Origin of the sequence: Cupriavidus sp. D384 (assembly GCF_001652915.1) — a bacterium.
Taxonomy (GTDB): Bacteria; Pseudomonadota; Gammaproteobacteria; order Burkholderiales; family Burkholderiaceae; genus Cupriavidus.
Map to the genome: position 1 here is coordinate 1 of NZ_BBQI01000015.1, position 13700 is coordinate 13700.

A 13700-nucleotide genomic window follows, 5' to 3' on the forward strand; every position below is an offset into this window, starting at 1 on the left:
TGGGAGAGGGGAGCAACCCGGGTGGCAGGGCTGACCCCGTCAGTCGGCCACCTTGTCGCTCGGGAACTTGAACGAGTCGCGCAGCAGGTAGCTCATCGGAATGTCCAGCGTGATGCCGTTCGGCGGGATCGGCTGCAGGAACCACTTGCGGTACAGCTTCTGGGTTTCCTGGTCGTAGATCGACGCGACCATGGCCTTGTCCACGATCTTCTTGAACTCGGCGTCATGCTTCGACAGCATGACCGCGTACGGCTCGATCGTCAGCAGGTCGCCGGTCACGGCCAGCGATGCCGGGTTTTTCGCGTTCGCGCGCAGGCCGAACAGCAGCACGTCGTCCATCACGAAGGCGTCCGCCTTGCCCGCTTCGACCATGGCAAAGGCCTCGGCGTGGTCCTTGGCCTCTACCACCTTCCAGCCCATGGCACCCGACTCGTCCATCTTGCGGATCATTTCCAGCGGCGTGGTCTTGGTGGTGGACACCACGGTCTTGCCGCGCAGGTCACCCCATTTGCGGATGCCCGAGTCCGACTTCACCAGCATGCGGCTGCCGGCGATGTAGTGCGGAATGGTGAAAGCCACCTGGTCGCGGCGCTCGCGGTTGTTGGTGGTCGACCCGCATTCCAGGTCGGCCTTGCCCTCGACGATGGCCGGGATTCGCGAGGCCGGCGTCACCGGCACCCATTCCACGCGCAACTGCGGCAGCTTGAGCTGCGTGCGCACGGCATCGGCAACCTTCAGGCACAGGTCCACGGCGTAGCCCATCGGCTTGCCGTCTGCCACGAACGAGAAGGGTACCGAGCTTTCGCGGTGGGCAATGCGGATGGCCCCGGTCTGCTGGATGCGCAGCACCACGGAATTTGGCATGGCCGCCTGTGCCGCCGGTGCGGCAGGCAGGCAGAGCAATGCGGCTAGGGAAAGTACGACAGGCGCCATGCCTCGAAGCGAGGCACGGCGCGGCAGGCCCGAATTGGTCATGAATGACACCCGTCGAAAATTTTTCTGGGAACAACTCTGGCGGCGTCTTGCGCCACCGCTGGCCGGATGGTTCCGGCTCTATGACTGCTGCTACTGGGTACTGCTGTCGTTGTGCTTTTCAGGAATTTCGGAGAATTCCGATGCTCCCGATTGTTCCACGGGCGACCATCTCGGCACAACAGCCACCGCTAGTGCGCACGTTCAACGTTCCTGGGACGCAACGCTCCGGGCGGGGGCAGGTTGACGAGGAGTTTCCCTTACGGATTTGTCCGACTTCTGGTGTATCGCGCCGCTGGCTATGCTTCAGTCGTGCCTTGCGAGCAGGGCACCGAGGAGAGACTCTTGGGGCCCGTTCAGGCGAACGGGCCTTTTCTTTTTACGGGCCGTTTTCCGGGCGGGCGAACGTGGCGGTACTGCCTTGCGGCGGCTTGGCCGGCTGCTTCTCCAGGCCGCTTCCTTGCTGGCCGTTCCGGCCCTGCAGGCCCGCCGGGGGTCGGGTGGCAGCGGCGGGGCGCCCGCGTCGTCTACAATTCGGGCCTGCCTTTGCGCCAGACCCTGGGGGTCGGGCGCCGCTTACCCTTCCTCGCAATCATGGCCCTGTTTTCCATTACCGATGCCCAGTTGGCCTTTGGCCACGTGGCGCTGCTCGACCATACCGATTTCTCGCTCGAAGCCGGCGAACGCGTTGGCCTGATCGGCCGCAACGGCACGGGCAAGTCGTCACTGCTGCGGATCGTGGCGGGTTCCTCCGCGCCCGACGACGGCCTGATCGCGCGCCAGAGCGGCGTGACGTCGGCCTATGTTGCGCAAGAGCCACAGTTCGAGCCCGGTCTGACCGTGTTCGATGCCGTCAGCCAGGGCATGGGCGCCGCCCACGACCTGCTGCTGCGCTACGACGCCGCGCTGCTGAAGCTGGAATCCCATCACGACGAGGCCACGCTGGCCGAACTGCACCGCGTGCAGGCCGAACTCGACGCCGCCGATGCGTGGCAGCTGCGCACCCGCGTGGAAACCACGCTGGCCCGGCTGGGGCTGGACCCGCATGTGCGCGTGGATGCGCTGTCCGGCGGTCTGCAAAAGCGCGTGGCGCTGGCGCAGGGCCTGGTCGCGGAGCCCGACATCCTGCTGCTGGACGAGCCGACCAACCACCTCGACGTGGAAGCCATCCGCTGGCTCGAAGACCTGTTGCTGGGCTTCCGCGGCAGCGTGCTGCTGATTACCCATGACCGCGCCTTCCTGGATCGCGTAGCCACGCGCATCGTCGAACTCGACCGGGGCAAGCTGCTGTCGTTCCCGGGCAACTTTGCCGCCTACCAGGTGCGCAAGGCCGAACTGCTGGCCAACGAGGCGGTGGAGCAGGCCAAGTTCGACAAGCTGCTGGCGCAGGAAGAAGTCTGGATCCGCAAGGGCGTGGAAGCACGCCGCACGCGCAGCGTGGCGCGGGTGCAGCGGCTGGTGGACATGCGCACCGAACGCGCCCAGCGCCGCGAGGTGCAGGGCAACGTCAAGCTGGAAGTGTCGCAGGGCGACCGCTCGGGCAAGATCGTGGCGGAACTGGTCGACGTATCCAAGTCGTACGGCAACAAGCCGGTGGTGCGCGACTTCACGGCCACCATCATGCGTGGCGACAAGGTGGGCCTGATCGGCCCGAACGGCGCCGGCAAGACCACGCTGCTGCGGCTGATCCTGGGCGATCTGGCGCCCGACGCCGGCACGGTGCGCAACGGCAGCAACCTGCAGGTGGCGTACTTCGACCAGATGCGTTCGGCGCTGGACCTGGAAAAGTCGCTGGCCGACACCATCAGCCCCGGCAGCGACTGGGTGGAAGTCAACGGCCAGCGCAAGCACGTGATGAGCTACCTGGGCGACTTCCTGTTCGCGCCGGAGCGCGCGCGGTCGCCGGTCAAGTCGCTATCCGGCGGCGAGCGCAACCGCCTGCTGCTGGCGCGCCTGTTTGCGCGCCCGGCCAATGTGCTGGTGCTGGACGAACCCACCAACGACCTCGACATCGACACCCTGGAACTGCTGGAAGAACTGCTGCAGGACTACAGCGGCACGGTGTTCCTGGTATCGCACGACCGTGCGTTCCTGGACAACGTGGTGACGTCGACGATTGCCGCCGAGGGCGACGGCCAGTGGCGCGAGTCGGTGGGCGGTTACTTCGACTGGGAGCAGCAGTCGGCACGCGCACAGGCGCTGCAGGCGGCAAAGGCCGAGCCGAAGGCGGCCGAGGCGCCCAAGGCCAGCACGCGCGAGGCGCGGGGTGCCAACCGCACGGTCAAGCTGTCGTACAAGGAACAGCGCGAGCTGGATGGATTGCCGGAACGGATGTCTGGCCTGGAGGCCGAGCAGAAGACCATCGGCGCCCAGCTTGAGGATGGCTCGCTCTACGCCACCGATCCGGCGCGCGCTGCCGAACTTGCCACCCGCCACGACGACATCGAGATGGAACTGCTGGAGGCGCTGGAGCGCTGGGAAGTGCTGGAGAAGAAAACCAGGGGCGAGGGCGCCTGAAGTAAGCCTTGTTGTCTCCCCCGCCCATGAAATGGCAACGGGGCCGGGGGAGACGCAAGTCAGCAGCCGGGCCGCCTCACCCGCCTCACCCGCACCACGCCAGCACCATATTGGTCAGGTCGACCATGAATGCCGGGCGCAGGTAGGCCAGGAACCCCAGCGTCAGCACCACCGCCAGGGCCAGATAGCCGGCACCACGCGCCCAGCTCATCTCAGACGCCCACAGGTTGCGGGCGCACCAGCGCCTGCTCCCGGATCGGCAGGTTCACCAGCGCAGCCAGCACGCCCAGCGCCATCGCCAGCAGCCATACCGTGTTGTAGCTGCCAGTGCGGTCAAACAGGTAGCCGCCCAGCCACGCGCCCAGGAAGCTGCCGATCTGGTGCGAGAAGAACACCACGCCGGACAACATCGACAGGTACTTCACGCCGAACACCTGCGCGATGATGCCGTTGGTCAGCGGCACCGTGGACAGCCACAGAAAGCCCATCAGCGCGGCAAAGACCCAGGTGCTCCAGGCCGTCAGCGGCAGCATCAGGTAGCCGGCGATCACCACCGACCGGGCGATATAGATCGACGACAGCAGGTAGCGCTTCGGCATGCGCTGTCCCATCGCGCCGGCCGTGTAGGTGCCGAATACGTTGAACAGGCCGATCAGCGCCAGCGCCACCGTGGCGATCTTCACGTCGACCAGGCCGCGGTCCTTCAGGTACGGCGCCAGGTGCACGCCAATGAACACCACCTGGAAGCCGCACACGAAGTAACCCAGCGTCAGCAACTGGAAGTTGCGGTTGCCGAAGGCCTCGCGCGTGGCTTCGCCAATGGTCTGCTGGTGGCCGCCGGTGCTGGCGGCCATCCTGGGCTCGCGCAGCGTCAGGGCCAGCGGCAGCATGAAGCACGCCAGGAAGGCCAGGATAAACAGCGCGTTCTGCCAGCCGGTGGTGGAAATCAGCGTTTGCTCCACCGGAATCATCAGGAACTGGCCGAACGACCCGGCCGCGGCGGCAATGCCCATGGCCCAGACACGCTTTTCGGCGCTGGCCACGCGGCCAATCACCCCGTAGACCACACTGTATGTGGTGCCGGACTGGGCAATGCCGATCAGCACGCCGGCGCCGGTGGCGAACGCCGTGCCGCTGGTAGCCATCGCCATCACGATCAGGCCCGCCACATACAGCGCCACGCCGACGATCATGATGCGCATTGCGCCGAACTTGTCGGCCAGCGCGCCCGTAATGGGCTGGCTGGCGCCCCACATCAGGTTCTGCAGCGCCAGCGCAAAGGCGAAGGTCTCGCGGTTCCAGCCGTGCGTCTGCGTGATGGGCAGGTTGAACAGGCCAAAGCCATGCCGGATGCCCATGGAAAGGGTGACGAGCAGGCCGCCGCACACGAGCACGGTGGTCAGGGATAGTTTGCGATCGGTCATGTCGGACTCGGTATTGTCTCTATTGTTTTGTTCGTTTTTCTCGTGGCGTGATCCCGGCGTGCCGCTGGCGACGGGCTGGCGGCTGGCTGGCGATGGGGTGGTGCCGGGGGGCGCCCTCGTAGTCGGCGCCTAGTTTAAGCCGGGCCCCGGATTTGTGCCGGACTACGAATTTCCGGGGCTTTTCAAAAAGGATGGCTGCCACGGCCATCCATTACAATGCAGCGCATCCCGGCCGCCGACGGCCGGCAAGACCAATATCCGTATCGACTCCATGGCGAGCAAAACCAGTCAGTACAGCGAATCTTCCATCCGGGTCCTGAAGGGCCTGGAACCGGTCAAGCAACGCCCCGGCATGTACACCCGTACCGACAACCCCCTGCACATCGTGCAGGAGGTGATCGACAACGCCTCGGACGAGGCGCTGGGCGGCCACGGCACCGAGATCCTGGTCACGCTCCACAAGGACGGCAGCATCAGCGTGGAGGACGACGGCCGCGGCATTCCAGTGGGCATTCACCCGGAAGAAGGCGTGCCAGTGGTGGAGATCGTCTTCACGCGCCTGCACGCAGGCGGCAAGTTCGACAAGGGCAAGGGCGGCGCCTACGCGTTCTCGGGCGGCCTGCACGGCGTGGGCGTGTCGGTGACCAACGCGCTGGCTACGCGCCTGGACGTGACGGTCTGGCGCGATGGCTCGCAGTCCACGCTGACCTTCGAGCATGGTGGCGAAGTCACCCGGGCGCTGGCATCGCGCAAGATCGAGCGCGGCGAAAAGAAGAACGGCACGCGCGTCCAGGTGTGGCCGGACGCCAGGTATTTCGACTCGGCCGCCATTCCGATGGCCGAATTGCAGCGCCTGCTGCGCTCCAAGGCCGTGCTGCTGCCCGGCGTGAAGGTCACGCTGGTGCTGGAAAAGACCGGCGAGCAGACCGTCTGGCAATACGAGCAGGGCCTGAAGGGCTATCTGGTGGAAGCGCTGGCCCAGGGCAGCGGCGCGGAGCTGGTGATCCCGATGTTCGAGGGCGAGCATTTTGCCGATCCGGACAAGGTCGCCGGCGAGGAAGGGTTTGCCGAAGGCGAGGGCGCCTCGTGGGTGGTGGCCTGGACCGAGGACGGCGCGCCGGTGCGCGAGTCGTACGTGAACCTGATTCCCACGCCAGCCGGCGGCACGCATGAGTCGGGCCTGCGCGAAGGCCTGTTCCTGGCCGTGAAGAGCTTTATCGAGATGCACTCGCTGCAGCCCAAGGGCGTCAAGCTGATGAGCGAGGACGTGTTCGCAAGGGCCTCGTTCGTGCTGTCGGCCAAGGTGCTCGACCCGCAGTTCCAGGGCCAGATCAAGGAACGCCTGAACAGCCGCGACGCCGTACGCCTGGTGTCCACGTTCAGCCGTCCGGCGCTGGAGCTCTGGCTGAATCACCATGTCGACTACGGCAAGAAGCTGGCCGAACTGGTGATCCGCCAGGCCCAGGCCCGCACGCGCGCCGCGCAGAAGGTGGAAAAGAAGAAGGGCTCCGGCGTGGCCGTGCTGCCCGGCAAGCTGACCGACTGCGAATCGACCGATGTCACGCGCAACGAGATCTTCCTGGTGGAGGGCGACTCGGCGGGCGGTTCGGCCAAGATGGGGCGCGACAAGGAATTCCAGGCCATCCTGCCGCTGCGCGGCAAGGTGCTCAACACCTGGGAAACCGAGCGTGACCGCCTGTTCGCGAACAACGAGGTGCACGACATCGCCGTGGCCATCGGCGTGGACCCGCATGGTCCCGAGGACGAGCCCGACCTGTCGAACCTGCGCTACGGCAAGATCTGCATCCTGTCCGATGCGGACGTGGACGGCGCGCACATCCAGGTGCTGCTGCTGACACTGTTCTTCCGCCACTTCCCGAAGCTGATCGACCTGGGCCATGTCTGCGTGGCGCGCCCGCCGCTGTTCCGCGTCGATGCACCGGCACGCGGCAAGCGGCCCGCGCAGAAGCTCTACGCGCTGGACGAAGGCGAACTCGAAGCCATCCAGGACAAGCTGCTCAAGGATGGCGTCAAGGACGGCGCCTGGCAGATCTCGCGCTTCAAGGGCCTGGGCGAAATGAACGCCGAACAGCTCTGGGAAACGACGATGAACCCGGACACCCGCCGCCTGCTGCCGGTGGCGCTGGGCGAGTTCGACCTGCTGCAGACCGTCACCATGATGAACATGCTGATGGGCAAGGGCGAGGCGTCACAGCGCCGGACCTGGCTCGAAGAAAAGGGTAACGAGGTGGTAGCCGATATCTGACGGCGCCAAATCTGGAGGAACGACGATGCAGGAACGAGCAGGGCAACAGCGGAACAGGCGGATCAAGGCACAGGCAAGGCGCCTGGCCTGCACGCTGGCCGTGCTCGGCGCGTTCGGCATCGCCGCGCCTGCCCATGCGGAACTCTGGGGTTATATCGACGGCGAGGGCGTGGCCCACTTCGCCGATACCAGGCTCGACAGCCGCTACAAGCTGTTCATGAAGGACGGCGGCCAGTTCGATTCGGGCAACCTTGGGCACCGCGGCGTCATCACGCTGCCGGACAAGACCAGCCCGTCGCGCGACAAGCTGTTCCAGTACCTGCTGAACCACCCGAACCTGCGCACGGTCGACCCGATCATCGCGCAGGTGGCCGAGGCCCAGAACGTGGACCCGGCGCTGGTCAAGGCGGTGATGGCCGTGGAAAGCGGCTTCAACGCGTCGGCCGTGTCGCCCAAGGGCGCCATCGGGCTGATGCAGGTCATTCCCGATACCGGCGCGCGCTTTGGCATTGCGGCCGACAAGCGCCGCACGGTGGAGCAGAAGCTGGCCGACCCGAAGCTGAACATCTCGGCTGGCGTGCGTTACCTGCGCTTCCTGATGGAACTGTTCCCGAACAACCTGGAGCTGGTGCTGGCCGCGTACAACGCCGGCGAAGGCGCGGTGCAGCGCTACAACAACCAGATCCCGCCTTACCCCGAGACCCGCCAGTACGTGAGCACCGTGCTGGAGTTCTACCGCCTGTACCAGCCGGCGGCGGGCGGCGTGATCCGTACCGGCGTGGCGGCAGACCGCGTGCGCATGGTGATCGGTGGCGGGCGCCGGCCAATGCCCTGATGGGGCCTGACTGGATTTCGGGCGCTATTTCCGGCGGCATCGTCATCCACTTCCTTTAGAATCCCACGCTGACCGCAAAACAAGCGGGATGTCCGGCGCGCCCGCGCCCGGCATGCCGAACCCTTGCCAACCATGGATCAAGCAGATACTACGTTTCAGCCCGAAGAGCCGGCCGATTCGCTGACGCTCGCGCGGTACGCCGAGCGCGCCTACCTGGATTACGCCGTGAGCGTGGTCAAGGGGCGTGCCCTGCCCGAAGTGGCGGACGGCCAGAAGCCCGTGCAGCGCCGCATTCTCTATGCGATGCAGGCGATGGGGCTGCGCGCCGACGCCAAGCCCGTGAAGTCGGCCCGCGTGGTCGGCGAGGTGCTCGGTAAATTCCACCCGCACGGCGACCAGTCGGCCTATGACGCCCTGGTGCGCCTGGCCCAGGATTTCTCGCTGCGCTATCCGCTGATCGACGGCCAGGGCAACTTTGGCTCGCGCGACGGCGATGGCGCGGCGGCCATGCGCTACACCGAAGCCCGCCTGACCCCGATCTCGCGCCTGCTGCTCGACGAGATCGACATGGGCACGGTGGACTTCCTGCCCAACTACGACGGTTCGGAAGAAGAGCCCAAGCTGCTGCCGGCGCGCCTGCCGTTCGTGCTGCTGAACGGCGCCTCGGGCATCGCCGTGGGCATGGCCACCGAAATCCCGCCGCACAACCTGCGCGAAGTGGCCGGCGCGGCCGTGGCGATGATCCGCAACCCGAACATCTCGCTGGCCGAATTGCTGGCGATCATGCCGGGCCCCGACTATCCGGGCGGCGGCCAGATCATCTCGCCGGCCTCGGAAATTGCGCAGATCTACGAGAACGGCCGCGGCAGCCTGAAGGTGCGTGCGCGCTGGACCATCGAGGAAATGGCGCGCGGCCAGTGGCAGATGGTGGTGACCGAACTGCCGCCGAGCACGTCGGCGCAGAAGGTGCTCGAGGAAATCGAGGAAATCACCAATCCGAAGATCCGCACCGGCAAGAAGGCGCTGACGCCCGAGCAGACCCAGCTCAAGACCACGATGCTGGCCGTGCTGGACGCCGTGCGCGACGAATCGGGCAAGGACGCCCCGGTGCGGCTGGTGTTCGAGCCCAAGAGCAAGAACACCGACCAGCAGGAATTCATCCAGACGCTGCTGGCCCATACCAGCCTGGAATCGGGCGCGCCGATCAACCTGGTGATGATCGGCACCGACGGGCGGCCGCGTCAGAAGGGCCTGCAGGATATCCTGCGCGAGTGGATCGAGTTCCGCTTTGCCACGGTCACGCGCCGCACGCGCTTCCAGCTGAGCAAGGTGGAAGACCGCATCCATATCCTGGAAGGGCGGATGCTGGTGCTGCTGAACATCGACGAGGTGATCCGCATCATCCGCGAAAGCGACGATCCCAAGCCTGCGCTGATCGAGGCGTTCCGCCTCAGCGACCGGCAGGCCGAAGACATCCTGGAAATCCGCCTGCGCCAGCTGGCGCGCCTGGAAGCGATCAAGATCGAACAGGAACTGGCGAAACTGCGAGACGAGCAGGCCGAGCTGGACGTGCTGCTGAAGTCCGAGACCATGATGCGTCGCAAGATCATCAAGGAGATCGAGCAGGACGCCAAGCAATACAGCCCGGAAGACAAGGACCCGCGCCGCACGCTGATCCAGGAAGCCAGCCGCGCTGCCGCCGAGGTGAAGGTGATTGACGAGCCGGTGACGGTGATCATGTCGGGCAAGGGCTGGGTGCGTACGCGCCAGGGCCATGGCCATGATCCGTCGCAGTTCACGTTCAAGGCCGGAGACTCCCTCTATGCCACGTTCGAATGCCGTACCGTCGACACCATGCTGGCGTTCGGCAGCAATGGCCGGGTTTATTCGGTAGCCGTCTCGGGGCTGCCGGGTGGCCGTGGCGATGGCGTGCCGGTGACCACGCTGATCGACCTGGCCGCGGGCTCGCAGATCGCCCATACGTTCGCGGGCGGCGCCGAGCAGCGGATGCTGATTGCCACGGCCGGTGGCAATGGCTTTGTCACGAAGGTTGGCGACATGATCAGCCGCCAGAAGGGCGGCAAGGCGTTCATCACGCTCGATGACGGCGACACCATCCTGCAGCCTCAGCCGGTGGGCGAGGAAGCCACGCACGTGGCGTGCTTCTCGGCCAATGGGCGTCTGCTGCTGGTCGGGCTCGACGAGGTCAAGGTGCTGTCGGCCGGCGGCCGCGGCGTGATCCTGATGGAGCTGGAACCGAAGGAAGCGCTGGAGCAGGCCGTGCCGGTTGGCGCGCCTGGCCTGATGATCTCGGGCACCGGCGTGCGTGGCGGCAAGCTGCCGCCGCAGAAGCTGGCCGGCAAGACGCTGCTGCCGTACGTGGGCAAGCGCGCCCGCAAGGGCAAGGCCATCGAGCCGCGCCTGAAGGAAGTGAAGCTGGAACCGGTGAAGGTTTCGGAGTAAGTTCGAAGATCCCGAGGGTTTGCGCCTCTTTCCCGGCAGCGGGAGAGGGGCGCCAGCCTGCGGAAGGCAGCGAGCCATCGCCAGCCGCGACCCCCTCTTGCCATTTCGTGATGCCTCGCGCCAGCCCGGCGGCGAGTATCTGCCGTACCATGTCGGCACCCTGCCCATTCCGCATGGCAGGCGATCATCGTCACGGTCATGTCCTCCACGCCCCTGCTAGTCGAGCCGACGCTCGCCCCGCCTCCCAACGCCCGCACCCTGTTTTTCGAGTTTGCCCGCATGGGCCTGTCCGGCTTCGGTGGCGTGCTGCCGTTCGTACGGCGCTCGGTGGTGGAACGCAACCGCTGGCTTGACGATCGTGATTTCGTTGAAATACTAAGCCTGGGTCAGGTGCTGCCGGGGCCGAACGTCATCAACCTGGCGCTGATGCTGGGGCTGCGCTTTGCCGGCCTGCGCGGCGCCGTGGCGGCGTTCAGCGGACTGGTGTTCGTGCCGATGGTGGTGGTGTTGTGCGCGATGGGTTTGTACCTGCGCTACCAGGACGTGCCGCAGGTGCGGCAGATGCTGTCCGGCATGACGGCCGTGGCCGCCGGGCTGGTGCTGTCGACGGGCGTGAAGCTGGCGCAAAGCCAGCCGCGTTCGGTGCGCGCGCTGGTGGTGGGCCTGGCGGCGTTCCTGGCCATCGGCTGGCTGCGCTGGCCGCTGCTGCCGGTCATGGCCGTGCTGGTGCCCGTGGCGCTGGTGCTGGAATACCGCGCCATGCGCAAGGGGGCATGATGGCGTCGCCCGAAATCCTGCGCGACCTGCTGGGCCACTTCGGCATGTTGTCGCTGCTGGCCGTGGGCGGTGGCGGCACGGTCATTCCCGACATGCACCGGTATCTGGTGGAAGCCAACCACTGGATGACCGACGAGCAGTTTGCCGCGCTCTATGCCATCTCGCAGGCGTCGCCGGGGCCGAATATCCTGTTCGTGGCACTGTTTGGCTGGCAGGTGGCCGGCGCCGCCGGTGCGTTTGCGTCGATGCTTGGCATCTGCGGCCCGTCCAGCGTGATTGCGCTGGGCTTCGAGTACTTTGCCGGGCGCTCGCCGCACGCGGTCTGGCCGGGGCTGATCAAGCGCGGCCTGTCGGCGCTGACCATTGGCCTGCTGCTGTCGACGGGATGGGTGCTTGCCACCAGCGTAGACCATACCTGGACGGCCGTGGCGGTGACGCTGCTGACGGTGGGGTTGATGCTGAAGACGAAGATCCACCCGCTGCTGCTGGTGGCCCTCGGTGCGGGGGCAGGGTTGCTGGGGCTGGTGTAGCCAGCCCCAGGGTCCACGGTACGGCGAAGATTACTTCAGCGGCAGCACCAGGATGCTCAGGGCCGCCGGCCGGGCGCGCATGGCCGCCAGCCAGCGCTCCAGGTTGGGCCGGGGCGCGTGCGGGACGGGCGTGCCCATCCAGCGATGCGCGGCACAGGCCAGCGAGATATCGGCCATCGTGAAGCGGTCGCCGCCGATGAATTCGCGGTCGGCCAGCGCGGCGTCCAGCATCTTCGCCAGCGGCTCGGTGCGCTCGCACGACTTGTCGATCACGGCCTGGTCGCGCTGGTCTTCGGGCGTGCGGACCATCTGCAGGAAGGCCTGCACCATGGCCGGGCTGAAGGTGGTGGTCTGCCAGTCCATCCAGCGGTCGGCCGATGCGCGTGCCTTGACGTCCGACGGCCACAGCGTGTCTTCGCCATAGCGCGCGCACAGGTAGCGCACGATCGCATTCGACTCCCACAGCACGAACGGCTCGCCGGCCACGTCGGTGTCGCGGAAATCCTCGATCACCGGGATCAGCCGGTTCGGATTCAGGCGCACATAGGCCTCGGCGTCGAGTTCGCCCTTGTGGTTGCCGATGTCGATGCGTTCGTGGTCAAGGTGCAGCTCGCGCGCGCACCAGACCACCTTCTGCACGTTGATCGACGACAGGCGGCCCCAGATACGCAGCATGGTTTGCGGCTCTTCCAGATCCATGTCGGCGGTCTTCCTCAGGCTGCGCGCGGTTGCGGGTCGGCCTTGGCGATGGCTTCGCGGAACAGCTCGCCCAGGATCGACACGCCCTGTTCGATGCGTTCCTGCGGCACCGTCACAAAGGCCAGGCGCAGCGTGTTCATGCGCGGGTTGCCGGCATAGAACGGCGCGCCGGGCACGTAGGCCACGTTGCGGCGCACCGCTTCTTCGAGGATCGTCATGCTGTTCAGGCCTTCCGGCAGTTCCACCCAGATGAACATGCCGCCTTCGGGCGCGTTCCAGGTCACGCCGGCCGGCATGTGGCGCTTGAGGGCGTCCAGCATGTAGGCGCACTGCTTGCCGTAGAGTTCGCGGATGGTCGGGATGTGGGTCTCCAGCAGGCCGTCCTTGACCGTCTCGTAGGCAATGCGCTGCGTGAAGGTGGGCGTGTGCAGGTCCGATGCCTGCTTGGCCTGGCACAGCTTGAAATGCAGTTCGGGCGGGGCGATCACAAAGCCCAGGCGCATGCCGGGCGCCAGGATCTTCGAGAACGAGCCCATGTAGATCACGCCGTCCGGGTTCATCGACAGCAGCGTCGGCAGCGTGCTGCCGGTATAGCTCAGCTCGCCGTACGGATCGTCTTCCACCAGCAGGATGCCCAGTTCCTGCGCACGCTTGACCAGCGCCTGGCGGCGCTCCAGCGGCAGGCGGCGGCCCGTGGGGTTCTGGAAGTTCGGCAGCGCGTACAGGAAGCGCGCGTTGGCGGTCAGTTCGGCCGTCAGCGCCTCGGGGATCAGGCCGTTTTCATCGGACGGGATCGACACGAATTCCGGCTCGAACAGCGAGAACGCCTGCAGCGCGCCCAGGTAGCTCGGCGTTTCCACCAGCACCGGGCTGCCCGGGTCGATCATGATCTTGGCAATCAGGTCCAGCGCCTGCTGCGAACCGGTGGTGATCAGCACACGCTCCACGCCCACGTTGTAGCGCTTTGCCACGAATTCGCGCAGCGGCAGATAACCTTCGGTGGCGGCGTACTGCAGCGCGCCCTGGGGGTTATCCGCGAATACACGGGCCACAGCCGCTTCCATGGCCGCTACCGGGAACGACGCCGGGGAGGGCAGGCCGCCGGCGAAGGAAATGACTTCCGGACGCTCGGTGACTTTCAGGATTTCGCGGATGGCCGAGCTGGTCAGTTGCTGCGCCCGGCGGGAGATGGCCCATTTCATGATTGGTCTCGTGGT

Annotated in this window: 11 protein-coding genes; 6 read left to right on the plus strand and 5 right to left on the minus strand. The window is 66.3% G+C overall.

Annotation, left to right across the window (positions count from 1 at the left end; translation table 11 throughout):
• Window positions 1-39: 39 nt before the first annotated feature.
• Window positions 40-975: an amino acid ABC transporter substrate-binding protein gene (locus A9J21_RS07000; RefSeq protein WP_066733271.1), complete on the minus strand. Its 936-nt coding sequence runs from the start codon at window positions 973-975 to the stop codon at window positions 40-42.
• A 591-nt stretch (window positions 976-1566) separates the two neighbouring features.
• Between A9J21_RS07000 and A9J21_RS07005 the strand changes: the two genes are divergently transcribed.
• Window positions 1567-3489 (plus strand): ATP-binding cassette domain-containing protein, encoded by a 1923-nt coding sequence (locus A9J21_RS07005; RefSeq protein ID WP_066733275.1) that lies wholly within the window; start codon window positions 1567-1569, stop codon window positions 3487-3489.
• 85 nt (window positions 3490-3574) lie between these two features.
• Here the strand turns inward: A9J21_RS07005 and A9J21_RS32485 are convergent, their stop codons facing one another.
• Both A9J21_RS32485 and A9J21_RS07010 read right to left on the minus strand, forming a co-directional pair.
• A complete protein-coding gene (locus tag A9J21_RS32485; RefSeq protein WP_255366006.1) occupies window positions 3575-3700 on the minus strand; it encodes a hypothetical protein in 126 nt (41 codons plus the stop codon).
• Between the two features lies 1 nt (window position 3701).
• Complete coding sequence (locus A9J21_RS07010) at window positions 3702-4913, minus strand: MFS transporter (RefSeq protein ID WP_066733277.1); 1212 nt, start codon at window positions 4911-4913, stop codon at window positions 3702-3704.
• Between the two features lie 271 nt (window positions 4914-5184).
• On the opposite strand from A9J21_RS07010, the gene A9J21_RS07015 reads away from it, so the two are divergent.
• The 5 genes from A9J21_RS07015 (at window position 5185) to A9J21_RS07035 (ending at window position 11784) form a co-directional block, all read left to right on the plus strand.
• Complete coding sequence (locus tag A9J21_RS07015) at window positions 5185-7179, plus strand: DNA topoisomerase IV subunit B (protein WP_066733348.1); 1995 nt, start codon at window positions 5185-5187, stop codon at window positions 7177-7179.
• A 25-nt stretch (window positions 7180-7204) separates the two neighbouring features.
• Complete coding sequence (locus tag A9J21_RS07020) at window positions 7205-8014, plus strand: lytic transglycosylase domain-containing protein (RefSeq protein WP_082926285.1); 810 nt, start codon at window positions 7205-7207, stop codon at window positions 8012-8014.
• A 132-nt stretch (window positions 8015-8146) separates the two neighbouring features.
• Window positions 8147-10477, plus strand: coding sequence for a DNA topoisomerase IV subunit A (parC, locus tag A9J21_RS07025; protein WP_066733278.1), 2331 nt, complete (start codon window positions 8147-8149; stop codon window positions 10475-10477).
• A 198-nt stretch (window positions 10478-10675) separates the two neighbouring features.
• Window positions 10676-11254 (plus strand): chromate transporter, encoded by a 579-nt coding sequence (locus A9J21_RS07030; RefSeq protein WP_066733282.1) that lies wholly within the window; start codon window positions 10676-10678, stop codon window positions 11252-11254.
• On the plus strand, window positions 11254-11784 hold the full coding sequence (locus A9J21_RS07035; RefSeq protein WP_066733351.1) for a chromate transporter: 531 nt from the start codon (window positions 11254-11256) through the stop codon (window positions 11782-11784). The genes A9J21_RS07030 and A9J21_RS07035 overlap by 1 nt, the downstream gene beginning before the upstream one ends.
• A gap of 30 nt (window positions 11785-11814) precedes the next feature.
• Here A9J21_RS07035 and A9J21_RS07040 read toward each other — a convergent pair whose 3' ends face one another.
• Window positions 11815-12459, minus strand: a complete 645-nt coding sequence (locus A9J21_RS07040) for a glutathione S-transferase family protein (protein WP_066733353.1) — start codon at window positions 12457-12459, stop codon at window positions 11815-11817.
• A 38-nt stretch (window positions 12460-12497) separates the two neighbouring features.
• Window positions 12498-13685 carry a PLP-dependent aminotransferase family protein gene (locus A9J21_RS07045; protein ID WP_066733284.1) on the minus strand — a complete coding sequence of 396 codons (1188 nt, stop codon included), beginning with the start codon at window positions 13683-13685 and terminating at the stop codon, window positions 12498-12500.
• Between the last annotated feature and the right edge of the window lie 15 nt (window positions 13686-13700).

Coding starts and splice junctions, on each gene's coding strand:
- parC (WP_066733278.1), top strand. CDS start 8,147: ATGGATCAAGCAGATACTACGTTTCAGCCCGAAGAGCCGGCCGATTCG.
- A9J21_RS07010 (WP_066733277.1), bottom strand. CDS start 4,913: ATGACCGATCGCAAACTATCCCTGACCACCGTGCTCGTGTGCGGCGGC.
- A9J21_RS07040 (WP_066733353.1), bottom strand. CDS start 12,459: ATGCTGCGTATCTGGGGCCGCCTGTCGTCGATCAACGTGCAGAAGGTG.
- A9J21_RS32485 (WP_255366006.1), bottom strand. CDS start 3,700: ATGAGCTGGGCGCGTGGTGCCGGCTATCTGGCCCTGGCGGTGGTGCTG.
- A9J21_RS07045 (WP_066733284.1), bottom strand. CDS start 13,685: ATGAAATGGGCCATCTCCCGCCGGGCGCAGCAACTGACCAGCTCGGCC.
- A9J21_RS07020 (WP_082926285.1), top strand. CDS start 7,205: ATGCAGGAACGAGCAGGGCAACAGCGGAACAGGCGGATCAAGGCACAG.
- A9J21_RS07015 (WP_066733348.1), top strand. CDS start 5,185: ATGGCGAGCAAAACCAGTCAGTACAGCGAATCTTCCATCCGGGTCCTG.
- A9J21_RS07005 (WP_066733275.1), top strand. CDS start 1,567: ATGGCCCTGTTTTCCATTACCGATGCCCAGTTGGCCTTTGGCCACGTG.
- A9J21_RS07030 (WP_066733282.1), top strand. CDS start 10,676: ATGTCCTCCACGCCCCTGCTAGTCGAGCCGACGCTCGCCCCGCCTCCC.
- A9J21_RS07000 (WP_066733271.1), bottom strand. CDS start 975: ATGACCAATTCGGGCCTGCCGCGCCGTGCCTCGCTTCGAGGCATGGCG.
- A9J21_RS07035 (WP_066733351.1), top strand. CDS start 11,254: ATGGCGTCGCCCGAAATCCTGCGCGACCTGCTGGGCCACTTCGGCATG.